Annotated in this window: 22 protein-coding genes; 6 read left to right on the top strand and 16 right to left on the bottom strand. The window is 58.5% G+C overall.

What is annotated here, in order from left to right:
• Nucleotide 1: 1 nt before the first annotated feature.
• The 13 genes from M1D99_RS00440 to rpmH all read right to left on the bottom strand — a co-directional run bounded on the left by M1D99_RS00440 (nucleotide 2) and on the right by rpmH (nucleotide 11,216).
• A complete protein-coding gene (locus tag M1D99_RS00440) occupies nucleotides 2-472 on the bottom strand; it encodes a F0F1 ATP synthase subunit B (RefSeq protein WP_003187193.1) in 471 nt (156 codons plus the stop codon).
• Nucleotides 473-530: 58 nt separating this feature from the next.
• Nucleotides 531-788 (bottom strand): F0F1 ATP synthase subunit C, encoded by a 258-nt coding sequence (atpE, locus tag M1D99_RS00435; protein ID WP_003097235.1) that lies wholly within the window; start codon nucleotides 786-788, stop codon nucleotides 531-533.
• Nucleotides 789-919: 131 nt separating this feature from the next.
• Complete coding sequence (gene atpB, locus M1D99_RS00430; RefSeq protein ID WP_039593180.1) at nucleotides 920-1,789, bottom strand: F0F1 ATP synthase subunit A; 870 nt, start codon at nucleotides 1,787-1,789, stop codon at nucleotides 920-922.
• Between the two features lie 16 nt (nucleotides 1,790-1,805).
• On the bottom strand, nucleotides 1,806-2,213 hold the full coding sequence (locus M1D99_RS00425; RefSeq protein WP_053126821.1) for a F0F1 ATP synthase subunit I: 408 nt from the start codon (nucleotides 2,211-2,213) through the stop codon (nucleotides 1,806-1,808).
• 148 nt (nucleotides 2,214-2,361) lie between these two features.
• The gene (locus M1D99_RS00420) at nucleotides 2,362-3,234 is read right to left on the bottom strand and encodes a ParB/RepB/Spo0J family partition protein (RefSeq protein ID WP_053126822.1); all 873 of its coding nucleotides are present in this window, start codon (nucleotides 3,232-3,234) and stop codon (nucleotides 2,362-2,364) included.
• 9 nt (nucleotides 3,235-3,243) lie between these two features.
• Nucleotides 3,244-4,041, bottom strand: a complete 798-nt coding sequence (locus M1D99_RS00415) for a ParA family protein (protein ID WP_003187199.1) — start codon at nucleotides 4,039-4,041, stop codon at nucleotides 3,244-3,246.
• Nucleotides 4,042-4,059: 18 nt separating this feature from the next.
• Complete coding sequence (gene rsmG / locus M1D99_RS00410) at nucleotides 4,060-4,695, bottom strand: 16S rRNA (guanine(527)-N(7))-methyltransferase RsmG (protein WP_458132175.1); 636 nt, start codon at nucleotides 4,693-4,695, stop codon at nucleotides 4,060-4,062.
• A gap of 5 nt (nucleotides 4,696-4,700) precedes the next feature.
• Nucleotides 4,701-6,599, bottom strand: a complete 1,899-nt coding sequence (gene mnmG / locus M1D99_RS00405; RefSeq protein ID WP_434573382.1) for a tRNA uridine-5-carboxymethylaminomethyl(34) synthesis enzyme MnmG — start codon at nucleotides 6,597-6,599, stop codon at nucleotides 4,701-4,703.
• 691 nt (nucleotides 6,600-7,290) lie between these two features.
• Nucleotides 7,291-8,661 carry a tRNA uridine-5-carboxymethylaminomethyl(34) synthesis GTPase MnmE gene (mnmE, locus tag M1D99_RS00400; protein ID WP_458131236.1) on the bottom strand — a complete coding sequence of 457 codons (1,371 nt, stop codon included), beginning with the start codon at nucleotides 8,659-8,661 and terminating at the stop codon, nucleotides 7,291-7,293.
• Nucleotides 8,662-8,740: 79 nt separating this feature from the next.
• On the bottom strand, nucleotides 8,741-10,423 hold the full coding sequence (gene yidC, locus M1D99_RS00395; RefSeq protein ID WP_411386043.1) for a membrane protein insertase YidC: 1,683 nt from the start codon (nucleotides 10,421-10,423) through the stop codon (nucleotides 8,741-8,743).
• Nucleotides 10,424-10,425: 2 nt separating this feature from the next.
• Nucleotides 10,426-10,671, bottom strand: a complete 246-nt coding sequence (gene yidD / locus M1D99_RS00390; RefSeq protein ID WP_010465488.1) for a membrane protein insertion efficiency factor YidD — start codon at nucleotides 10,669-10,671, stop codon at nucleotides 10,426-10,428.
• Nucleotides 10,664-11,065, bottom strand: a complete 402-nt coding sequence (gene rnpA / locus M1D99_RS00385) for a ribonuclease P protein component (RefSeq protein WP_003207107.1) — start codon at nucleotides 11,063-11,065, stop codon at nucleotides 10,664-10,666. Before rnpA ends, yidD begins: the two co-directional genes overlap by 8 nt.
• A 16-nt stretch (nucleotides 11,066-11,081) precedes the next feature.
• A complete protein-coding gene (gene rpmH, locus M1D99_RS00380; RefSeq protein WP_003213577.1) occupies nucleotides 11,082-11,216 on the bottom strand; it encodes a 50S ribosomal protein L34 in 135 nt (44 codons plus the stop codon).
• Between the two features lie 568 nt (nucleotides 11,217-11,784).
• Here rpmH and dnaA point away from each other — a divergent pair.
• The 5 genes from dnaA (at nucleotide 11,785) to gabP (ending at nucleotide 19,692) form a co-directional block, all read left to right on the top strand.
• The gene (gene dnaA, locus M1D99_RS00375; RefSeq protein WP_186728442.1) at nucleotides 11,785-13,311 is read left to right on the top strand and encodes a chromosomal replication initiator protein DnaA; all 1,527 of its coding nucleotides are present in this window, start codon (nucleotides 11,785-11,787) and stop codon (nucleotides 13,309-13,311) included.
• Nucleotides 13,312-13,349: 38 nt separating this feature from the next.
• Entirely contained in the window at nucleotides 13,350-14,453 is a 1,104-nt protein-coding gene (gene dnaN / locus M1D99_RS00370) for a DNA polymerase III subunit beta (protein WP_003196145.1), read from the top strand.
• A gap of 14 nt (nucleotides 14,454-14,467) precedes the next feature.
• Complete coding sequence (gene recF / locus M1D99_RS00365) at nucleotides 14,468-15,571, top strand: DNA replication/repair protein RecF (protein WP_092167953.1); 1,104 nt, start codon at nucleotides 14,468-14,470, stop codon at nucleotides 15,569-15,571.
• Between the two features lie 5 nt (nucleotides 15,572-15,576).
• On the top strand, nucleotides 15,577-17,994 hold the full coding sequence (gyrB, locus tag M1D99_RS00360) for a DNA topoisomerase (ATP-hydrolyzing) subunit B (protein WP_434573377.1): 2,418 nt from the start codon (nucleotides 15,577-15,579) through the stop codon (nucleotides 17,992-17,994).
• Nucleotides 17,995-18,297: 303 nt separating this feature from the next.
• The gene (gabP, locus tag M1D99_RS00355; protein WP_458131235.1) at nucleotides 18,298-19,692 is read left to right on the top strand and encodes a GABA permease; all 1,395 of its coding nucleotides are present in this window, start codon (nucleotides 18,298-18,300) and stop codon (nucleotides 19,690-19,692) included.
• Nucleotides 19,693-19,812: 120 nt separating this feature from the next.
• On the opposite strand, the gene M1D99_RS00350 is transcribed toward gabP, so the two are convergent.
• Nucleotides 19,813-20,547 (bottom strand): response regulator transcription factor, encoded by a 735-nt coding sequence (locus M1D99_RS00350; protein ID WP_186706455.1) that lies wholly within the window; start codon nucleotides 20,545-20,547, stop codon nucleotides 19,813-19,815.
• 218 nt (nucleotides 20,548-20,765) lie between these two features.
• Between M1D99_RS00350 and M1D99_RS00345 the strand changes: the two genes are divergently transcribed.
• The gene (locus M1D99_RS00345; RefSeq protein ID WP_186706454.1) at nucleotides 20,766-22,283 is read left to right on the top strand and encodes a sensor histidine kinase; all 1,518 of its coding nucleotides are present in this window, start codon (nucleotides 20,766-20,768) and stop codon (nucleotides 22,281-22,283) included.
• Nucleotides 22,284-22,484: 201 nt separating this feature from the next.
• Here M1D99_RS00345 and M1D99_RS00340 read toward each other — a convergent pair whose 3' ends face one another.
• Nucleotides 22,485-23,264, bottom strand: coding sequence for a lysophospholipid acyltransferase family protein (locus M1D99_RS00340; protein ID WP_186706453.1), 780 nt, complete (start codon nucleotides 23,262-23,264; stop codon nucleotides 22,485-22,487).
• A gap of 80 nt (nucleotides 23,265-23,344) precedes the next feature.
• A complete protein-coding gene (gmhB, locus tag M1D99_RS00335; protein ID WP_434573370.1) occupies nucleotides 23,345-23,878 on the bottom strand; it encodes a D-glycero-beta-D-manno-heptose 1,7-bisphosphate 7-phosphatase in 534 nt (177 codons plus the stop codon).

Here is a 23,878-nt window from a genome sequence, read left to right as displayed (position 1 = left end):
CTTAGATTTCAGCAGCCAGTTGGTTAACCAGCTCTGCGTGCGCGTTTTGATCGATTGTGGCACCCAGGATCTTCGAAGCACCGCCAACGGCCAGGGCACCCACTTGGGCACGCAGCGCGTCTTTGACACTGTTGAGTTCCTGTTCGATCTCGGCTTGAGCCTGAGCCTTCACACGGTCAGCTTCGACGCGAGCCTGTTCACGGGCTTCGTCGACAATCTGGGTACCGCGTTTCTTGGCTTGCTCGATGATTTCAGCTGCCTGAGCTTTCGCTTCGCGCAGTTGCTGACCCACTTTCTCATGGGCCAACTCCAGGTCGCGAGCTGCACGGCTGGCAGCGTCCAGACCATCAGCGATCTTCTTTTGACGTTCGTGCAATGCCGCAATGACCGGAGGCCATACGAACTTCATGCAGAACAGTACAAAAATCAGGAACGCAACGGACTGGCCAATCAGGGTCGCATTAATGTTCACGCCAACACCTCGCAGTTACGTTGTCCATCACACCAATCTACTCGAGACATCCGAGTAATTAGCCAGCGATTTGACCAACGAACGGGTTCGCAAAGGTGAAGAACAGCGCGATACCAACACCGATCATGGTCACGGCGTCGAGCAGACCGGCCACGATGAACATTTTGACTTGCAGCATTGGAACCATTTCTGGCTGACGCGCGGCGCCTTCCAGGAACTTGCCGCCCAACAGGCCGAAACCAATTGCGGTACCCAGTGCGCCCAGGCCGATCAACAGTGCAACAGCGATAGCGGTTAGACCAACTACAGTTTCCATCTTTCCTCCCGACTTTTACGTCGTATGGTTTAGGTTTTTTAGATTAAAGCGGTAAAACAAATCGTTTCTCAGCCCGGTTCGGGCTCCTTCCCGTTTGACCGGGAAGGACATCAGACTAGTCGAGACTGGCCTTAATGGTTTTCTTCGTGCGCCATCGACAGGTAGACGATGGTCAGCATCATGAAGATGAACGCCTGCAGGGTGATGATCAGGATGTGGAACACAGCCCACGCCCATTGCAGGACTACACCCAGGCCGCTGAGCCACAGCAGGCCGCTGCCGAACATCACAGCGATCAGGATGAACACCAGTTCGCCGGCATACATGTTGCCGAACAGACGCAGTGCCAGAGAAATCGGTTTGGCGATCAGGGTCACGAATTCCAACAGGAAGTTCACCGGGATCAGCAGGGCCTGAACGAGGATGTTCTTGCTGCCGAACGGGTGCAGGGTCAGTTCGCCGATGAAGCCGCCGATGCCCTTGACCTTGATGCTATAGAAAATAATCAGTGCGAAAACCGAGAACGCCATGCCCAGGGTCGCGTTCGGGTCGGTGGTCGACACGGCGCGGAATGGGATGTGTGCATCGCCGGAGATCAGGATGGCCAACTGAGGAATCCAGTCGACCGGTACCAGGTCGATGGCGTTCATCAGGAACACCCAGACGAAGATGGTCAGTGCCAGCGGTGCGATCACCGGGCTGCGCCCATGGAAGCTGTCTTTCACGCTGCCATCGACGAATTCGACCAGTACTTCAACGAAGTTCTGCAGTGCACCTGGCTGACCGGAAGTCGCCTTCTTGGCCGCCATGCGGAAAAGAAGAACGAAGATCAGGCCCAGTGCGACCGACCAGCCGAGGGTATCGACGTGGAAAGCCCAGAAGCCCATTTCCTTGGCTTCTGCTGCGGTATGGGCGAAGCCCCAGCCGCCGTTGGGTAGCTGACCGAAGGTCAGGTTCTGCAAGTGGTGCTGGATATAGCCCGAAGCGGTTGTCTCTGCCATGGTTGCCTCAAACGCCCTAAGGTCTCGAAAGTCTTGTTCTCATTAGCAGGGGAGCGAACCAGCTGACCAGTTGGGTCAGCACGAAGACGCCGAATACAGCCAGCGGCGCCAATGGCTTCACACCTGCGAACGTCAATGCAAACAGCACTGCCGTCAAAATCAGTTTCCCCGCCTCGCCGGCATAAAAAGACCGGACGATAGCCTGGGCTGCTCGGGCGCCGGAAAACCGAAAGGCCCTGTGAGCAAAGTAAATATTGGGAAGCAAGGCTATCAGGCCTCCGCAAAGCCCTGAGTATCCGGCGACGACTCCTTTCCATTGCCAGAGCGCCAATGTGGCGATCAGTACGACGGTAAATTGAGCCATCAGAACCGGGAAAACTGCCAGACGATGGAACGGCAAGCGGTTTGGCGTGCGGGTTTCCATCGCTTTTGCTCTCCAATAGTCGGCCGCCATAATTCAATAACTTGGCATAATTTGTGCCGACAAAATGCGCGCAGAGTATAGGGGCGGTTCTGCCCCTATTCAACCTTCAGGTAGTGATTTCCGACTGCGCGCTACAAGAGCAATTGTTTCAGCGAATGTGCGCAAGAACACCTTGCAGCTCATCGAGAGAGTTATAGCCAATCACCAATTGCCCTTTGCCCTTCTTTCCGTGGCGAATCTGCACCGCAGAGCCCAGGCGCTCGGCTAGGCGCTGTTCAAGACGGGCAATATCCGGATCAGGTTTTGGTGCTTCGACAGGGGCGGGTTTACCGCTCAACCATTGACGAACCAGTGCCTCGGTCTGGCGCACGGTAAGGCCGCGTGCGACAACATGTCGCGCCCCTTCAACCTGTTGATTTTCCGGCAAACCGAGCAATGCCCGGGCATGACCCATTTCCAGGTCGCCATGGGACAGCATGGTCTTGATGACTTCAGGCAACGCAATCAGGCGCAACAGGTTGGCCACGGTCACGCGGGATTTGCCCACCGCCTCGGCAACTTGTTGCTGGGTCAGCTGGAATTCCTGCTGCAAGCGCTGCAGGGCAACGGCTTCCTCGATCGGGTTGAGGTCTTCGCGCTGGATGTTCTCGATCAACGCCATGGCGATGGCCGTTTCATCCGGGACGTCACGGACCATTGCCGGGATGGTTTCCTGGCCGGCCTGCTGGCTGGCGCGCCAGCGACGTTCTCCGGCGATGATCTCGAAGCGGCCATTGGCGATCGGCCGGACCACGATCGGCTGCATCACGCCCTGGCTCTTGATCGACTGGGCCAGTTCTTCCAGCGCCTGCGGGTCCATGTCCCGGCGCGGCTGGTATTTGCCGCGCTGGATCAGGTCCAGGGGCAGGTGCTGCAACTCGCGCTGGTCGGCCTGCACGGCCTGTTCTTCCAGCGAGCTGACAGTCGGACCGCTGAGCAGTGCATCCAGTCCACGTCCGAGACCTCGTTTCTTGACGGCCATGGGGTTTCCTTAAGTTGGCTGGGCTGCAGCGGTGCGTGGGTTGCGGCGCTGACGGCGAACCATCTCGCCCGCCAGGGCCAGGTAAGCCAACGCACCACGGGATTGTTTGTCGTAGGCCAGGGCCGGCATGCCGTAGCTCGGGGCTTCGGCCAGACGGATGTTTCGCGGGATGACGGTGTCGTAGAGCTGCTCGCCGAAATGTTCCTTGAGCTGGGCCGAAACGTCGTTCATCAGGCTCAGGCGCGGGTCGTACATGGTTCGCAACAGGCCTTCGACCTTCAGTTCCGGGTTCAGCAGTTCGGCGATGCGCTTGATGTTATCCACAAGGTCGCTCAACCCTTCCAGCGCGAAGTACTCGCACTGCATGGGGATAATGACCCCATCGGCGGCCACCAGGGCGTTGAGGGTCAGCATCGACAGCGACGGCGGGCAATCGATCAGGATGTAGTCATAGTTTTCCCGGATCGGCGCCAAGGCGCTGCGCAGGCGGCTTTCCTTCATCTGCATTTCCAGAAGTACCACTTCCGCCGCCGTCAGGTCGCGGTTGGCCGGCAGCAGTTGATAACCGCCATGTTCAGAGAAGTGCATGGCCTGGCCCAGATCGCATTCGCCGATCAGGACGTCGTAGATGGAGTTTTCCAGGCCATGCTTATCCACACCGCTGCCCATGGTGGCGTTGCCCTGTGGATCGAGATCGATCAACAGCACCCGGCGCTTGGTCGCGACCAGGGATGCTGCGAGGTTGATGCAGGTGGTGGTCTTGCCCACACCACCTTTCTGGTTCGCTATCGCGAATACCTTAGCCATTCTTGCTTGTGTTCCCAATCATGCCGTGCGGCGCAGTATCAGCAGATGGCGTTGGCCTTGGCAACCGGGTACGGCCAAGGCGTGTTCGCTATCGAGGTGGAAGTCTGCCGGCAATGCTACCAGCTCATCGGCCGGATGAACGCCCTTCATTGCCAGCCAGCGCGTATTGGTATCGCCCAGGTGGCGAGTCCAGTTGCTGAAGTTCTCCATGCTGCTGAACGCCCGGGAGATGATCCCATTGAACGGCTCGGCAGGCTGGAACGCTTCGACGCGGCTGTGGATAACTTGCAGGTTATCCAGTTTGAGTTCGAGTTTGACCTGGGTCAGGAAGCGGGTTTTCTTGCCGTTACTGTCCAGACAGGTCACTTGCGAGTCGGGAAACAGGATTGCCAGCGGGATTCCCGGCATGCCGCCGCCACTGCCGACATCCAGCCAGCGACCGTTTTCGATGAAGGCCATGACACTGAGACTGTCGAGCAGATGCCGCGAGACCATTTCATCCGGATCGCGTACGGCGGTCAGGTTGTAGGCCTTGTTCCACTTGATCAACAGCGCCAGATAACCCAGCAATTGCGTGTGCTGGGCTTCGCTCAGGCTGACGCCGAGCTGACGGGCACCTGTGGATAACTCTTCAGCGTGTTGCGAGGTGACCATCGAACTCAAGCGCTTTGCTCCAACTGGCGGCCGGCGCCGCGTTTTTTCAAATGAATCATCAACAGGGAAATCGCCGCCGGCGTGACGCCGGGAATGCGCGAAGCCTGGCCCAGGGTCTCTGGACGGGTCGCACCGAGCTTGCTCTGGATTTCCTTCGACAACCCGGAAATGCCGGTGTAATCGATATCCACAGGCAGCTTGGTGTCTTCACTGGCGCGCAGACGGGCGATTTCGTCCTGCTGGCGGTCGATGTAACCGGCGTACTTGGTCTTGATCTCGACCTGTTCGGCCACCTGTGGATCTTCGGCGCCCTGGCCGGTCACTTCCACCAGCCCGGCATAGTCGATTTCAGGGCGGCTCAGGAGGTTCAGCAGATTGTATTCGTGAGTCAGCGGCGTGCCGAATTTCGCCGCGATGGCATCGCCCTGCTCGGTACCGGGACGCACCCAGGTGCTTTTCAGGCGCTGCTCTTCCAGCTCGATACTTTCGCGTTTCTGGCAGAACGCGGCCCAGCGCGCTTCATCCACCAATCCCAGTTCACGACCTTTCTCGGTCAGGCGCAGGTCGGCGTTGTCTTCCCGCAGGATCAGGCGATATTCCGCGCGGGAGGTGAACATCCGATACGGTTCCTGGGTACCCAAGGTGATCAGGTCGTCTACCAGCACACCGATGTACGCCTCATCGCGGCGCGGGCACCAGGCTTCTTTGCCCTTGGCGAGCAGTGCGGCGTTGGCGCCGGCGAGCAAACCCTGGGCACCCGCTTCTTCGTAACCGGTGGTGCCGTTGATCTGCCCGGCAAAGAACAAACCGCCGATAACCTTGGTTTCCAGGCTGTATTTCAAATCGCGCGGATCGAAGTAGTCGTACTCGATCGCATAACCCGGACGCACGATGTGCGCGCTTTCCATGCCACGGATCGATTGCACGATCTGCAACTGCACGTCGAACGGCAGGCTTGTGGATATTCCGTTCGGATACAGCTCATGGGTGGTCAAGCCTTCCGGTTCGATGAACACCTGATGGCTTTCCTTGTCGGCAAAGCGATGGATCTTGTCTTCGATCGACGGGCAATAGCGCGGGCCGACACCTTCGATTTCACCGGCGGCGGAGTACATCGGCGAACGATCGAGGTTCGCCGCGATGATTTCGTGGGTGCGGGCGTTGGTATGGGTGATCCAGCAACTGACTTGCCGTGGATGCTGTTCCTTGTTGCCCATGAACGACATCACCGGGATTGGAGTATCGCCAGGCTGCTCGGTCATCACCGAGAAATCCACGGACTTGCCATCGATGCGAGGTGGCGTACCGGTTTTCAGGCGCCCGACACGCAATGGCAACTCACGCAGACGGTGAGCCAGAGCAATCGACGGCGGATCCCCGGCGCGACCGCCGGAAAAATTCTGCAAACCAATGTGGATAAGTCCGCCGAGGAAGGTCCCGGTGGTCAACACCACACAATCGGCGAAGAAACGCAGGCCCATTTGTGTGACGACACCACGTACCCGGTCCTGCTCGACGATCAGGTCATCGGCCGCTTGTTGAAATATCCACAGGTTCGGCTGGTTTTCCAGGATTTCGCGGACAGCGGCCTTGTAGAGGACTCGGTCGGCCTGGGCGCGAGTAGCGCGCACGGCCGGGCCTTTGCGGCTGTTCAATACGCGAAATTGGATACCACCCTTATCGGTGGCCATGGCCATCGCGCCCCCAAGGGCATCGATCTCCTTGACCAGGTGGCTTTTGCCGATCCCGCCAATGGCAGGGTTGCAGCTCATGGCGCCGAGGGTTTCCACGTTATGCGTCAGCAACAGGGTTTTTGCCCCCATGCGTGCTGATGCAAGTGCTGCCTCGGTACCGGCATGACCGCCGCCGATGACGATCACTTCAAAACGGGAAGGGAAATCCACCACGCACCTCGTGCCTGCTTTATTCAGGTAATTCGGAAATAGGTTTTGAGTCTGGCCCTGGGCGTTTTTCGAACCAGGTCGGCAAGTATAGGGACTTCGCCCTTTCTAAAGAACCCTTTGCACAAAATTTAACCAGCTGTGGAGAACTCGCGGTTAAAAAAATAAAAAAGAAAGAAATTTATAAAATCTTTGTTTTTATGTTTATTCTTACTGAGCCCACTATCTGTGGGTAAAGTCCTACAGGCCTTCATTTTCAATGTGTACAGAGATTCAAAACCCTGTGGTCATGTGCCACTGAGGGGCTTGGATAACCGGTGTAAGCCTGTGGATGAATGAGGTGGTTATCCACAGAGGCGGTTATCTTCAGTTTTGAAGGCGGTTTATCAACCGACCTCAATAGCAGTTATTCACAGGCCTTAATCCACAGAAAACAGCCGACAAGGGGTCGCCGAAGCGCCCACAGGCAAGCCGCCATTAACGGCAATCAGTTCAAAAAAGAGAGGTGGTAGCGGGTTTGTGTTGCGCTCGATAGGCCTGTGGCGAGGGAGCTTGCTCCCGCTGGGTCGCGAAGCGGCCCCAAAACCCGCCGAATGCGGAGTACCTGACACACCACACCTGCCGGTTTACGACTGCTTCGCAGCCGAACGGGAGCAAGCTCCCTCGCCACGGGTTCGTCGTCAGTCCGGTGGGGTTATTTACCGATGCAGAAGCTGGAAAAGATTCGTCCCAGCAAGTCATCGGAGCTGAAGGCGCCGGTAATTTCCCCCAGGGACTGTTGCGCCTGGCGCAAATCTTCAGCCAACAACTCCCCTGCCCCTGCCAAGGTCAGCTGCGCGCGACCGTGTTCGAGGGCCGCGCTGGCATGGCGCAACGCTTCAAGGTGCCGCCGGCGAGCGCTGAAGCTGCTTTCCGAGGTCTGTTCATAGCCCATGCAGGCCTTGAGATGCTCGCGCAGCAGCTCCAGGCCTTCACCTGCAGACTTCGCGCTCAGGCTGATGGTCACGTGCCCGTCATCACTGATGTCGAGGGCAATCGCTTCCCCGGTCAAATCGGCCTTGTTGCGAATCAGGGTGACTTTCGCCGGATCCGGGCGCACCTCCAGGAACTCCGGCCACAAGGCAAAGGGATCGTCCGCTTCCGGTGCGGTGGCATCCACCACCAGCAATACCCGATCGGCTTCGCCAATGGCCTTGAGTGCCCGTTCAACGCCGATTTTTTCCACCTGGTCCTCGGTGTCGCGCAAACCGGCGGTATCCACCACGTGCAGCGGCATGCCGTCGATGTGGATATGTTCACGGAGGATGTCCCGGGTGGTGCCGGCGATCTCAGTGACAATAGCCGCCTCGCGACCGGCCAGGGCATTCAACAGGCTGGATTTACCGGCATTCGGTCGTCCAGCGATTACCACGGTCATGCCATCGCGTAACAAGGCGCCCTGCCCGGCTTCGCGCAGTACTGTGGATAACTCATCGCGCACGTTATCGAGCATGCTCAGCACGTGGCCATCGGCGAGGAAGTCGATTTCTTCCTCTGGAAAGTCGATGGCGGCTTCGACGTAGATCCGCAGGCCGATCAATTGTTCGGTGAGGTTATGCACACGCTGGGAAAACGCTCCCTGTAACGAACGCAAGGCGTTGCGAGCGGCCTGTGCGGAACTGGCTTCGATCAAATCGGCAATCGCCTCCGCCTGGGCCAGGTCGAGCTTGTCGTTGAGAAAGGCGCGTTCACTGAATTCCCCCGGCCGGGCCAGGCGGCAGCCCAGTTCAAGGCAACGCTTGAGCAGCATGTCCAGCACGATAGGGCCGCCATGCCCTTGCAGTTCCAACACGTCTTCGCCCGTGAACGAATTCGGCCCCGGGAAATACAAGGCCAGTCCTTCGTCGAGCACCTGTTGGTCATCACTGAAAAACGGGCCGTAATGGGCGAACCGCGGCTTGAGCTCACGGCCGCTGATGGCCTTGGCCGCGACACTGGCCAACGGCCCGGAAATACGGACGATGCCGACACCACCGCGACCTTGGGCGGTGGCGACGGCGGCGATGGTTTCACGCGGTGCGCTCATAAACCGGTATCCAGACAAAAGTGGCAGATAGCAAAACGCCCCACTAGGGGGCGTTTTGTGTGGTTATCCACAGAGCAAGTTACGCCTCGGCTTTTTTCGTCGCCGCTTCGATCTTACGTGTGATGTACCACTGCTGAGTGATGGACAACACGTTGTTCACAACCCAGTACAGCACAAGACCCGCCGGGAACCACAGGAAGAAGAAGGTGAAGATGATTGGCATCATTTTCATGACCTTCGCTTGCATCGGATCCGGAGGCGTTGGGTTCAGTTGCTGCTGGATGAACATGGTCGCGCCCATGATGATCGGCAGGATGAAGAACGGATCCTTGATCGACAGGTCGGTAATCCACAGCATGAACGGCGCCTGGCGCATCTCCACACTTTCCAGCAGAACCCAGTAAAGCGCCAGGAACACAGGCATCTGCACAAGAATCGGCAAGCAACCACCCAGCGGGTTGATCTTCTCTTTCTTGTACAGCTCCATCATGGCCTGGGACATTTTCTGCCGGTCATCGCCATGTTGTTCTTTCAGGGCGGCCAGTTTCGGTGCCACTGCACGCATGCGCGCCATCGACTTGTAGCTGGCGGCCGACAACGGGAAGAAGATCCCCTTGATCAGCATGGTCAGGAAAATGATCGACCAACCCCAGTTGCCGACAAGGCTGTGGATATGTTGCAGCAGCCAGAAGATAGGCTGGGCAATGAACCACAGGAAGCCATAGTCAACGGTCAGTTCCAGGCCTGGGGACAACTCTTTCAGCACGGCCTGGCTTTTTGGACCGGCGTACAGGACGGCACTGGTTTCGGCTTTTGCACCGGGCGCGGCAGTCAATGTCGGGCCGGTGTAACCGATGATGAAGTTGCCTTTGCTGTCTTTACGCGTCTGGACGACGTTGCTGTCGCCTTTCTGCGGGATCCAGGCTGTTACAAAATAGTGCTGCAGCCAGGCAACCCAGCCACCTTGGACGGTTTCCTTCAGCTGAGCCTTGTCCATGTCCTTCATGGACACTTTTTTGTACGGTTCCGAACTTGTCCACAGGGCTGCGCCCAGGTAAGTCGCGGTGCCGGTGGCGGTGCTGGAAGAAGGATCGTCGCTGGCGTCACGCTTGAGTTGCGCGAACATCGCACCGGACCAAGGCTGGGCGCTCTGGTTGTCGATCAGGTAAGAGACGGTTACGTCGTACATGCCACGTTTCACAGTGAAACGCTTGGTGTAGTTGACGCCATCCTTGCTGAACTTCAGGTCCACGACCAGTTGGTCCTGGCCATCAGCCAGTTGATAAGTCTTCTTCTCGGCAGAGTAGATCGGGCGACCGGCCGGGTTCGAATCCGGACCGTTGGTACCGATCAGGCCACTTTGGGCCAGATAGGTGCGCTCGTTACCGTTGTCGAACAACTGGAACGGGATTTCCGGATGATCCTGGCGACGTGGGTACAGCGGCAGCTTCAGCTGGGCGACGTCACCACCTTGTGGATCGATTGCCAGCTCGAGCACGTCCGTCTTGATCTGGATGAGATCTTTGCTTACGGCCACTGGGGCTTCGGCAGGAGCGCTGGTATCGCTTGCCGCGCGCGGGATGTCGTCATTGCTGGCAGCGTTGTTGCCAACTGGAGCATCCGGCAGGCTCGGTGCGGTATTGCTGGCTGCAACATTCTGAGTCGGCAGGGCAGCCTGGCCATAGTCCTGGTTCCATTTAAGGACCATGACGTAGGACACGATTGCCAGGGCGACGATCAGGATCGTGCGTTTGATATCCATGATTACTCGGCCATCGAAGAAGAACGGGAGGTAGGGATAGGCGGAACCGGGTCATAACCGCCGGGATTCCACGGATGACAGCGACCTAAACGACGAAAGGTCAGCCAGCCACCGCGCAGGAGGCCATGATTTTCTATGGCTTCGTACGCGTAGCAGGAACAACTGGGGTAGAAACGACAGTGACTGGCCATCAAAGGACTAATGGCATAGCGATAAAACTGGATCGGAACGAGTGCCAGTTTACGCATCGGGACTGTCTACCCCTACAGTTTCGGTGTTGACTGCTGGTACTGGCTTGTTGCGTGCCAGACGCTTCCAGAGCTTGCCGAAATGCTGAATCAATTCGGGGTTTTCTACGTCACCCAAACCTTTGCGCGCGACGATAACGATGTCCCATCCGACCAGTGAATCCTGGTTCAGGCGAAACGATTCGCGCATCAGACGTTTGAGGCGATTGCGCTGAACGGAGAGCTTGACGCTCTTTTTCCCGATGACCAGCCCTAGTCGGGGGTGATCGAGATCGTTACTGCGCGCAAGGAGCAGGAGATTTTTCCCCGGAACCTTGCCGGTAGGGGAGTCAAAGACTGCCTTGAAATGCCGGGGGGTAAGCAGACGCTTTTCCCGACTGAAGTCCTGACTCACCTCCAGTGCCGGATTATCAAACTGCCAGACGCGCACGACCTTTGGCGCGACGACGCGACAGGACGGCACGACCGTTCTTGGTAGCCATGCGAGCACGGAAACCGTGGGTACGAGCGCGTTTGATAGTGCTTGGTTGGAAAGTACGTTTCATTGTCGTGTTACCTGGTTCGTCCACAACGGGCCGGAATGGCCCCCGTTTTAAGAGACCGGGGATTCTAGAGAAAGCAAGCCTCTAGGTCAATTTCCAACCAGCGTTTCCTTTAAATAGATATCCAGGCGTTTTTCGCGGATTCATCACCGAGCGCTAGATATAGATATAAAGAAGGGAATTATTTAAAGCTTTTCTGTAAAGCTTATAAAAGCTAGGCCGCCACTTGTCTGTGGATAACCATGCCAAGACCTTGTAATCCGCCATGTACAGAGAATGACAACTACACGGGAAAGCAGTGGCCAGCCTGTGCTGCGCTGTCGGATAAGCTGTGGGTGAAATGCCTGGTTATCCACAGGCCGGTTATCCACCGAGTTTCGCCCCCAGTTGTGCAACGACCTCAGGCGCGGTTATCCACAGAGCTTATCCACCGACCGCTGGTCGTCTTTCTCTCGGTTAACGCACTGATAAATCATGGCCGATGAGCAAGCTGCGTGTGGATAAGTGCACGTCTGCTCGCTACAATGGCCGCTTGTTTTTGCCTCACCGGCTTTCAACTTAGGGGATATCCGTGTCAGTGGAACTTTGGCAGCAGTGCGTGGAGCTTTTGCGCGATGAGCTGCCTGCCCAACAATTCAACACTTGGATCCGTCCACTACAGGTCGAAGCCGAAGGCGACGAGTTGCGTGTCTATGCACCGAACCGTTTCGTTCTCGACTGGGTCAACGAAAAGTACCTGGGCCGGGTCATGGAACTGCTCGACGAGCATGGCAATGGCATGGCGCCTGCGCTGTCCTTATTAATAGGCAGCAAACGCAGCTCGGCACCCCGCGCCGCGCCCAATGCGCCGCTGGCTGCCGCCGCGTCACAGGCCCAGCAGGCTGCGCCGGCACCGGTCAACAACCATGCAGCCCCGGCGCCCGCGCCTGCTTCGAGCAAGCGCAATACACAAAAGGTTGCCGAAGTCAGCGAAGAGCCTTCCCGGGACAGCTTCGACCCTATGGCCGGCGCCAGCTCCCAGCAGGCACCGGTGCGAGCCGAACAGCGCACCGTCCAGGTCGAAGGCGCGCTCAAGCACACCAGCTACCTGAACCGGACCTTTACCTTCGAAAACTTCGTCGAAGGTAAATCCAACCAACTGGCCCGCGCGGCGGCCTGGCAGGTGGCGGACAACCCCAAGCACGGCTATAACCCGCTCTTCCTGTATGGCGGCGTAGGCTTGGGTAAGACCCACTTGATGCATGCCGTGGGCAACCACTTATTAAAGAAGAACCCGAATGCCAAGGTCGTGTACCTGCATTCCGAGCGTTTCGTGGCCGACATGGTCAAGGCGCTGCAACTGAACGCCATCAACGAATTCAAGCGTTTCTACCGTTCGGTGGATGCCTTGCTGATCGACGACATTCAGTTCTTCGCCCGCAAGGAACGTTCCCAGGAAGAGTTTTTCCACACCTTCAACGCATTGCTTGAAGGCGGGCAGCAGGTCATTCTCACCAGTGACCGCTACCCGAAAGAGATCGAGGGCCTCGAGGAACGCCTCAAGTCGCGTTTCGGCTGGGGCCTGACGGTGGCCGTCGAGCCGCCGGAACTGGAAACCCGGGTGGCGATCCTGATGAAGAAAGCCGACCAGGCCAAGGTCGAGCTGCCTCACGACGCCGCCTTCTTCATTGCCCAGCGTATTCGCTCGAACGTGCGTGAACTCGAAGGTGCCCTCAAGCGGGTGATCGCTCACTCGCACTTCATGGGTCGCGATATCACCATCGAGCTGATTCGCGAATCCTTGAAGGACCTGCTGGCGCTCCAGGACAAATTGGTTTCTGTGGATAACATTCAGCGAACGGTTGCCGAATACTACAAAATCAAGATCTCCGACCTGCTGTCCAAACGCCGTTCGCGTTCGGTGGCACGTCCACGCCAGGTGGCCATGGCCCTGTCCAAGGAACTGACCAACCACAGCCTGCCGGAAATCGGCGATGTGTTTGGCGGACGCGACCACACCACCGTGTTGCACGCCTGCCGCAAGATCAACGAACTTAAGGAATCCGACGCGGACATCCGCGAGGACTACAAGAACCTGCTGCGTACTCTGACCACTTGATGACCACCAGCGCAGCTTTTAAGGCAAGGGACTAGACCATGCATTTCACCATTCAACGCGAAGCCCTGTTGAAACCCCTGCAACTGGTCGCAGGCGTCGTCGAACGCCGCCAGACCTTGCCGGTACTTTCCAACGTGCTGCTGGTTGTCGAAGGCCAGCAATTATCGCTGACCGGTACCGACCTGGAAGTCGAGCTGGTCGGTCGCGTGCAACTTGAGGAACCGGCTGATCCGGGTTCCATCACCGTGCCGGCGCGCAAGCTGATGGACATCTGCAAGAGCCTGCCCAACGACGCGCTGATCGACATCAAGGTCGATGAGCAGAAGCTCGTGGTCAAGGCCGGTCGCAGCCGCTTTACCTTGTCCACACTGCCAGCCAACGATTTCCCGACCGTTGAAGAAGGCCCGGGTTCTCTGACTTGCAGCCTGGACCAGAGCAAACTGCGTCGCTTGATCGAACGCACCAGTTTCGCTATGGCCCAGCAGGACGTGCGTTATTACCTCAACGGCATGCTGCTGGAAGTGTCGGCCGGCGTTATCCGCGCTGTTGCCACCGACGGGCACCGCCTGGCCATGTGCTCGATGCAGGCCGATATCGGCCAGCCGGATCGCCATCAGGTGATCGTGCCGCGTAAAGGTATCCTGGAGCTGGCCCGCCTGCTGACCGAGCCGGACGGCAATGTCAGCATCGTGCTGGGCCAGCACCACATCCGCGCCACCACGGGCGAGTTCACCTTCACGTCGAAACTGGTGGACGGCAAGTTCCCGGACTACGAACGTGTGCTGCCAAAAGGCGGCGACAAGCTGGTGCTGGGCGATCGCCAAGCGCTGCGCGAAGCCTTCAGCCGTACCGCGATCTTGTCCAACGAGAAGTACCGTGGCATTCGTCTGCAACTGGCCAATGGTCAGCTGAAGATCCAGGCGAACAACCCGGAGCAGGAAGAAGCGGAAGAAGAAGTAGGCGTTGAGTACAACGGCGGCTCCCTGGAAATCGGCTTTAACGTCAGCTATCTGCTCGACGTGCTGGGCGTGATGACTACCGAGCAAGTGCGTCTGATCCTGTCTGACTCCAACAGCAGTGCGCTGGTGCAAGAGTCCGACAACGACGACTCGGCTTACGTTGTCATGCCGATGCGTCTGTAATCAGAATCAGCTAGATGTCCTTAAGTCGCGTCTCGGTCACCGCGGTGCGCAATCTGCACCCGGTGACCTTCTCCCCTTCCCCCCGCATCAATATCCTTTACGGCGCCAACGGCAGCGGCAAAACCAGCGTCCTGGAAGCCGTGCACTTGCTCGGGCTTGCCCGTTCGTTTCGCAGCACCCGCCTGTTACCTGTCATCCAGTACGATCAGTTGGCGTGCACGGTGTTTGGCCAGGTGGAGCTGGCGGAAGGCGGCCACAGCGCCCTGGGGATATCGCGAGATCGGCAAGGCGAGTTTCAGATCCGCATCGATGGGCAGAACGCTCGCAGTGCGGCACAGCTGGCCGAGATCCTGCCGTTGCAGCTGATCAACCCGGACAGCTTCCGTCTGCTGGAAGGCGCACCGAAGATTCGCCGGCAGTTCCTCGATTGGGGCGTGTTCCACGTGGAACCGCGTTTCATGTCGACGTGGCAACGCTTGCAGAAGGCGCTGCGCCAGCGAAACTCTTGGCTGCGGCATGGTACACTTGACGCCGTTTCGCAAGCGGTTTGGGACAGGGAACTGTGTCAGGCCAGCGCTGAAATCGATGAATACCGCCGCGCTTACATCAAAGCCTTGAAACCGGTCTTCGAGCAGACCTTGAGCGAACTGGTTGAGCTTGAGGGCCTGACGCTCAGCTATTACCGAGGCTGGGACAAGGACCGGGAACTGAGCACCGTGCTGGCTGGCTCGCTGCAGCGAGACCAGCAGATGGGCCATACCCAGGCTGGACCACAACGCGCTGACTTGCGCCTCAGATTGGGCGCACATAACGCCGCGGACATCTTGTCCCGGGGGCAGCAGAAGTTGGTGGTGTGTGCCTTGCGTATCGCCCAGGGGCATCTGGTTAGCCAGGCCCGTCGCGGTCAGTGTATTTATCTGGTGGATGACTTGCCGTCCGAGCTGGACGAAGCCCACCGTCGCGCCCTGTGCCGCTTGCTGGAAGACTTACGCTGCCAGGTGTTCATCACCTGTGTAGACCACGAATTATTGAGGGAAGGCTGGCAGACGGAAACGCCAGTCGCCCTGTTCCACGTGGAACAGGGCCGTATCACCCAGACCCACGACCATCGGGAGTGAAGGCATTGAGCGAAGAAAATACGTACGACTCAACGAGCATTAAAGTGCTGAAAGGCCTGGATGCCGTACGCAAACGTCCCGGTATGTACATTGGTGACACCGACGATGGCAGCGGTCTGCACCACATGGTGTTCGAGGTGGTCGACAACTCCATCGACGAAGCCCTCGCCGGCCATTGCGACGACATCAGCATCATCATCCACCCGGATGAGTCCATCACCGTTCGCGACAACGGCCGTGGCATCCCGGTAGACGTGCACAAAGAGGAAGGCGTTTCCGCCGCCGAGGTCATCATGACCGTCCTCCACGCCGGCGGTAAGTTCGACGACAACTCCTACAAGGTATCCGGCGGTCTGCACGGCGTAGGTGTTTCGGTAGTGAACGCACTGTCCGAACAGCTTGTTCTTACGGTTCGCCGTAGCGGCAAGATCTGGGAACAGACCTATGTCCACGGCGTGCCCCAGGCACCGATGGCGATCGTTGGTGACAGCGAGTCCACCGGCACCCAGATCCATTTCAAGGCCTCGAGCGAAACCTTCAAGAACATCCACTTCAGCTGGGACATCCTGGCCAAGCGGATTCGTGAACTGTCCTTCCTCAACTCCGGTGTCGGCATCGTCCTCAAGGACGAGCGCAGCGGCAAGGAAGAACTGTTCAAGTACGAAGGTGGCCTGCGTGCGTTCGTTGAATACCTGAACACCAACAAGACCCCGGTCAACCAGGTGTTCCACTTCAACGTCCAGCGTGAAGATGGCATCGGCGTGGAAATCGCCCTGCAGTGGAACGACAGCTTCAACGAGAACCTGTTGTGCTTCACCAACAACATTCCCCAGCGTGACGGCGGTACTCACCTGGTGGGCTTCCGTTCGGCGCTGACCCGTAACCTGAACAACTACATCGAACAGGAAGGCCTGGCGAAGAAGCATAAAGTCGCCACCACCGGTGACGATGCCCGTGAAGGCCTGACCGCGATCATTTCGGTGAAGGTGCCGGATCCGAAGTTCAGTTCCCAGACCAAGGACAAGCTGGTGTCTTCCGAAGTGAAGACCGCGGTTGAACAGGAGATGGGCAAGTACTTCTCCGACTTCCTGCTGGAGAACCCGAACGAAGCCAAGCTGGTGGTCGGCAAGATGATCGACGCCGCCCGTGCCCGTGAAGCGGCGCGCAAGGCTCGTGAGATGACCCGTCGTAAAGGTGCGCTGGACATCGCCGGCCTGCCGGGCAAACTGGCTGACTGCCAGGAAAAGGACCCTGCCCTGTCCGAGCTGTACCTCGTGGAAGGTGACTCTGCTGGCGGTTCCGCCAAGCAGGGCCGCAACCGCCGCACCCAGGCCATCCTGCCGCTCAAAGGCAAGATCCTCAACGTGGAGAAGGCGCGCTTCGACAAGATGATTTCTTCCCAGGAAGTCGGCACCTTGATCACCGCGCTGGGCTGTGGCATCGGCCGCGAAGAGTACAACATCGACAAGCTGCGCTATCACAACATCATCATCATGACCGATGCTGACGTCGACGGTTCGCACATCCGTACCCTGCTGCTGACGTTCTTCTTCCGTCAATTGCCGGAGCTGATCGAGCGCGGCTACATCTACATCGCCCAGCCGCCGCTGTACAAGGTCAAGAAAGGCAAGCAAGAGCAATACATCAAAGACGACGACGCCATGGAAGAGTACATGACGCAGTCGGCCCTGGAAGACGCGAGCCTGCACCTGAACGAAGATGCCCCAGGCATTTCCGGCGAAGCCCTTGAGCGCCTGGTCAACGACTTCCGCCTGGTGATGAAGACCCTCAAGCGCCTGTCGCGCCTGTACCCACAGGAACTGACCGAGCACTTCATCTACCTGCCAGCCGTGAGCCTGGAGCAACTGTCCAATCATGCAGCGATGCAGGATTGGCTGGCCCAGTACGAAGTACGCCTGCGCACGGTTGAGAAATCCGGCCTGGTCTACAAAGCCAGCCTGCGTGAAGACCGTGAGCGTAACGTCTGGCTGCCGGAGGTCGAACTGATCTCCCACGGCCTGTCGAACTACGTCACCTTCAACCGCGACTTCTTCGGCAGCAACGACTACAAGACCGTGGTATCCCTCGGCGCGCAACTGAGCACGCTGCTGGACGAAGGTGCCTACATCCAACGTGGCGAACGCAAGAAAGCCGTGACCGAGTTCAAGGAAGCCCTTGAATGGCTGATGGCCGAAAGCACCAAGCGCCACACCATCCAGCGATACAAAGGTCTGGGTGAAATGAACCCGGATCAGCTGTGGGAAACCACCATGGACCCGGGCTCGCGCCGGATGCTGAAAGTGACCATCGAAGACGCCATTGGCGCGGACCAGATCTTCAACACCCTGATGGGTGATGCGGTCGAGCCTCGTCGTGACTTCATCGAGAGCAACGCGCTGGCGGTATCCAACCTGGATTTCTGATTCTTCTGCAGCGCTCCGCTCCAACAAAAGCCAACGCACATGCGTTGGCTTTTTTTTTACGCTTGAAAATGCCCGCTTCCTCAAAAACCAATCAGCCCAAACGGGGTAGCTGGGTAACATCCTGGCATAAAGCCTTCATTCTCAATGGGTTAGGAATCTGTGAAGAGCCCCGGCTACCGGGGGCCTCGGGTTTTCTGGCGTAAAACTTGCGTGTTTAATAACTTACACATCGTTTTTTTAAATTTACAGAAAACGATGGAATCGAGGTGGTACGAATAAATCCAAATGCCAAGGGTTGTCTCAATGAGTGGTACGCAAACTTCCGATAATCTGACGCAAGGGCTCAAGCCCCGTCATGTGACGATGCTCTCCATCGCCGGTGTGATTGGCGCCGGCCTGTTCGTCGGCTCCGGCCACGCGATCGCTGCGGCCGGTCCCGCCGTGCTGCTGGCCTACGCTGCCGCGGGTGCCTTGGTGGTGCTGGTGATGCGGATGCTCGGCGAAATGGCAGTGGCTTCGCCGGACACCGGCTCCTTCTCGACGTATGCGGACCGAGCGATTGGGCACTGGGCCGGTTTCACCATCGGCTGGCTCTACTGGTGGTTCTGGGTCCTGGTGATTCCGCTGGAGGCCAACGCTGCCGCAACGATTCTTCATGCGTGGTTCCCGGACATTGCAATCTGGGCCTTCACGCTGGTCATTACCCTGCTGTTGACGGTCACCAACCTGTTCAGCGTGAAGAATTACGGCGAGTTCGAATTCTGGTTCGCCCTGGTCAAGGTGCTGGCGATCATTGGCTTCATCGGGCTGGGTGTGATGGCGATCTTTGGTTTTCTGCCCTCCAGCCAGGTCAGCGGCGTTTCTCATCTGTTCGACACCCAGGGCTTCCTGCCCAACGGTATGGGCGCGGTGCTGGGGGCGATCCTGACCACCATGTTTTCGTTCATGGGCACCGAGATCGTGACCATCGCCGCGGCCGAATCGAAGAACCCAGGCCAGCAGATTTCCAAGGCGACCAACTCGGTGATCTGGCGGATTGGCTTGTTCTACCTCGTCTCCATCTTCATCGTCGTGGCCCTGGTGCCGTGGAACGACCCACTCCTGGCCAGCGTCGGCTCCTACCAGACGGTGCTGGAACGCATGGGCATTCCCAATGCCAAGCTGATCGTCGATATCGTGGTGTTGGTGGCGGTCACCAGTTGCTTGAACTCGGCGCTGTACACGGCCTCCCGGATGATGTTCTCGTTAGGCAAGCGCGGTGATGCGCCGGCCGTTTCCCAGCGCACTAACAAGAGCGGTACGCCTTATTGGGCGGTGATGCTGTCAACCGGTGCGGCCTTCCTCGCGGTGTTTGCCAACTACGTGGCACCGGCGGCGGTCTTTGAATTCCTGCTGGCCAGTTCGGGTGCCATTGCGTTGTTGGTGTACCTGGTCATCGCGGTTTCGCAGCTGCGTATGCGCAAGCAACGTATAGCCCGTGGTGAAAAAATCGCCTTCAGCATGTGGCTGTTCCCCGGCCTGACCTACGCGGTGATTCTCTTCATCGTCGGGGCCTTGACCATCATGCTGTTCCAGGAAGCCCACCGTGTGGAGATCCTGGCGACGGCGCTGCTCAGCGTACTGGTGGTCGTGTCCGGATTGCTGATACAGCGCCGCCGGATCGCAAAGGCTGGGAGCCTGGTGCGGACGGTCAGTTGATATTCGTTGTGGCGAGGGAGCTTGCTCCCGCTTGAGGACGGAGCACTCACAGAAAAGGGGCTGCTGCGCAGCCCAGCGGGAGCAAGCTCCCTCGCCACAGAGGTATCCAACTGATCTTTTTTAACTTGCGACAGACGCCTCACTCCCCGCCGCGACACTCTCCAACCGATACCCATACCCATAAATCGTCAGCAACTGCCAACCCCGATCCGCCGTCAGCCCGAGCTTGTTGCGCAGACGGTAGATGTGGGTGTCGAGCGGGCGGGACGAGGTCATTTCCTCATGGGTCCAGAAGCGCTCGTAGAAGTATTCCCGGGACAGCGGCCGGCCCAGGTTGGCGAACAGGCACCGGGCCAGGCGGTATTCCCGTTCGGTCAGGCTGATGGGAATGCCGGCGCGGGTGATGGTCAGTTCGGCGTCGTCGAACGCCAGGTCGTTGAACACCAGCACGTCGCTGGCGGGCGCGCGTTGCAGGTTATGACGGCGCAGCACAGCGGTGACCCGGGCCTTGAGCTCGTTGGGCCTGAAGGGTTTGCTCACGTAGTCGTCGGCACCGGCGTTGAGGGCCTGGACGATGTCGTGTTCGCCGTCGCGGCTGGTCAGCATGATGGCGGCCGGTGGCGAATCCATGTGTTCGCGGGTCCAGCGCAGTAGCGAGAGCCCACTGAGGTCGGGCAGTTGCCAGTCGAGGATCAACAAGTCGAAGGTTTCCCGGCGCAATTGCCGTAACAGGTCTTCGCCTCGCTCAAAGCTGTGCAGCGTCCAGGCTGGCTCGTTCCTGCCGGGGATTTGTTGCAAGGTCTGTTCTACCCGGCGCAGCTCGGCCGGTTCATCGTCCAGTATGGCGACACGCATGGAATGCGATTCCTTGATCTCGAAAATAACGGACATCTTCAGGTGGCAATAAAAGGCAGCCAGGGGCTGATCCATTGACCTGTCGCTGGCTGCGACAATACCGGCTCGCCGCACGGAGGGAAAGGCAGCAGCGCGCCACCCATCGAGTTCGTTATAGTCGTGGGCTTGATACAGACCTGTGAAGAGATCCCCAGTTCTTGAGTTCGGCCAGGAGGCCTATGAGTAACCAGCGTCGCCGTGAGAGTCGTGAGCCCACCCAGGTCCAGCGGTTGTTCCGCCAGTTGGTGCGGGAGTGGTTGTGGATAAGTCTGCTGCTGTTGCCGTTGACGGCCTTGCTGTCATTGAGCAGCCAATCAACGGGTGACCATTCAGGTGCTGCGTTGTTGTCGGTGTGCCTGGTGGGGGGCGTGTTGGGTTTGTTGCTGTTGCGCCCGCGCCTGGCCCTGTGGACAACCGTGGGCGGCATGAGCCTGGCCCTGCTGATCAGTGCCGTACTGGGCGCGCAGGGCTGGTGGTGGTCGCCCATGGCCAGTGTGCTGGGCATCATGTTCGGCTACTTGATTTGGAATTGGCGACGCCTGAGTGTGGTGCTGGCCTATTTCGGCTGGGAGCTGGCGCGTCTGGACGCGGAGCCCAAGGTTTTTCCGGAGCGTCGTCGTACTTCATACACCGGCAGCGATCGTTTGCAGGGGCAGATCATGGCCCTGGAACAAGCCATGAGCCGAACCCGCGACACCCGGCGCTTCATCGCCGATGGCTTGGAATACCTGCCCGTGGCGACTATGATCAGCGATCCTCAAGGCAAGTTGCTGCTCGGTAATCGCAAGGCCCGTGAGCTTTTCGGCCATGGCCTGGCGGGCGGCGATGTGCTCGAGCATCTCGCGCAACTGGGTTATCCCGGGTTGGAGCATGGGGCGCATCACCGGTTATCCACACTGCCCTTGGTGGAGTTTCGCGATATTCGCGAGCGCAGCTTGCGCCTGGAACGGGCGGCGCTGTTCCCGGTTGATGGCGATGCGCCGATTGGCTGGTTGCTGAGCCTCACGGATCTGAGCGCCGAACGCGAGGCGGAAGAACAGCGTAGCGTCATGCTGCGTTTCCTCTCCCATGATTTACGCGCGCCTCACTCGGCAATCCTTGCGCTGCTCGATGTGCAGCGGCACCAGGCGGGCGGCGATCATCCGTTGTTCGACCAGATCGAGCGCCAGGTACGTCGCGCGCTGGACCTGACCGAGGGCTTCGTGCAATTGGCCAAGGCGGAATCCGAGGCGTATCAGTTCCAACCCACGCTGTTCGCGATGCTGGTGCTGGATGTGCTCGACCAAGCGCTACCCATCGCCCAGGCAAAGCGCATCCAGTTGGTTCATGAACTGGAAGATGAAGAGGCGATGGTGAGGGCGGATCAATCGTTGCTGACCCGTGCGCTGTTCAATCTGCTGGAAAATGCCATCAAGTACAGCCCGCCCGACGCCTGCATTTCCCTGCAGGTGCATTGCGCGTCGGGCTGGTTGATCTGCAATGTCGCCGACCAGGGCAAAGGCATCAGCGCCGAAGAACTGCCGGACCTGTTCAGCCAGTATCGACGATTTTCGTCGGCCCAAGGGGTGGATGGCATTGGCCTGGGATTATCGATGGTCAAGGCCGTGGTGGACCATCACGAGGGGAAAATCGAGTGCCACAGCGTAGTGGGCAAGGGGACGACGTTCAGCCTGCGCTTCCCGTTGCTGGAAGATTAAGGATCGCAGCCTCCGGCAGCGCCTACAGGACCTATCCAATCCTCGTAGGCGCTGCCGAAGGCTGCGATCTTTTGAGTGCTATAAAAACTTATGCACCTGAACACGGCTTTTATGTGTTTATGAAATATGTATTAAAAACAAACACATACAGCATAAAAACAACGAATTCCGAAAAAACGGTACACAGGTTATCCACAGATCTCAAACAGCGGCTTGTTCCGTGGGGACTTCCGCCACAGGGCCGGGAGGAAGCGAACCCATGTCCCGTTGTGCCTGTTCATTCCAGGCTTGTACGCGGTCATTGAGCTCGGCGATGGCGCGGGGGCCAGTGCCTTCGGCATACATCGGCGCGCCGATCACCACGGTGATGACCCCCGGCGTCCTGATCCAGCCAGCCTTTGGCCAGAATTTGCCGGCATTGTGTGCAATCGGCAGCACCGGCAGTTCAGCGTTTACCGCCAATGCGGAACCGCTGCGGGAGAACTTTCCAACCGTCCCGTAAGGAACACGAGTGCCCTCGGGAAAGATCAGCACCCAGGTGTTGTCCCTCAGCAGCTCGTCACCCTTCTTCGCCACTTGCTTGAGCGCCAGTTTGGGGTTGTCGCGATCGATGGCAATCGGGCGCAGCATCGCCATGGCCCAGCCGAAGAACGGTACGAACAGCAGTTCACGCTTGAGAACCTGACTCAACGGCTCGAAATAGGCCGAGAGAAAGAACGTCTCCCAGGTGCTCTGGTGATTGGACTGAATCACGCAGGGCCGGTCCGGCACGTTCTCGGCGCCCTTCACTTCATAGCGAATGCCCAGGAACACCTTGCTCAGCCACAGTGCGCAGCGGCACCAGTACACGTTAATGAAACGGTAGCGCGCCCGGAACGACAAAAAAGGCGCGATAAAAAAACTCAAGGAACACCACAACAAGGAACTGGTGCCCAGCAGCAGGTAAAAGAGGAAGCTTCTGATGGCCTGCAATATCGACATAGCGGCGTTTACCGTTGCGGGCACTGCCCGCCTGTTTAAGCGCTTCCCGAACAGTCCTTGATCAGGATGTCTTGGGAGCTCTAATTGTGGATAAGTTCAGCGGCAATCGCCGCCAGGTCGTCAAAAATCAAGGTGCCCACCGGCAGGGTCTTGCCCAGAGTCTTCTCGCCTTTCCCGGTCTTTACCAAAACTGGCTGACAATCGACGGCCTTGGCCGCCTCCAGGTCACCGAGACTGTCACCGACGAACCACACACCTGCCAAAGCCACATCGTAATGCGCGGCAATGGTTTTCAACATGCCCGGCTTGGGCTTGCGGCAATCGCAGCCGTCGTCCGGCCCATGCGGGCAATAGACGATCAAGCCGACTTCCCCGCCCTGCTCCGCCACGAGGGCGCGCAAGCGCTCGTGCATGGCGTCCAGGACCGTGAGGTCATAGTAACCGCGGCCAATGCCCGACTGGTTGGTGGCCACCGCCACCGTCCAGCCGGCCTTGCTCAACTGCGCGATGGCTTCGATCGATCCGGGCAGCGGCAGCCACTCCTCCACGGATTTGATGTAAGCGTCGGAGTCGTGATTGATCACCCCGTCCCGATCGAGAATCAGCAGTTTCAA

This window comes from Pseudomonas sp. R3-41, from assembly GCF_054161485.1.
This window is presented reverse-complemented; position numbering and strand designations above follow the sequence as displayed.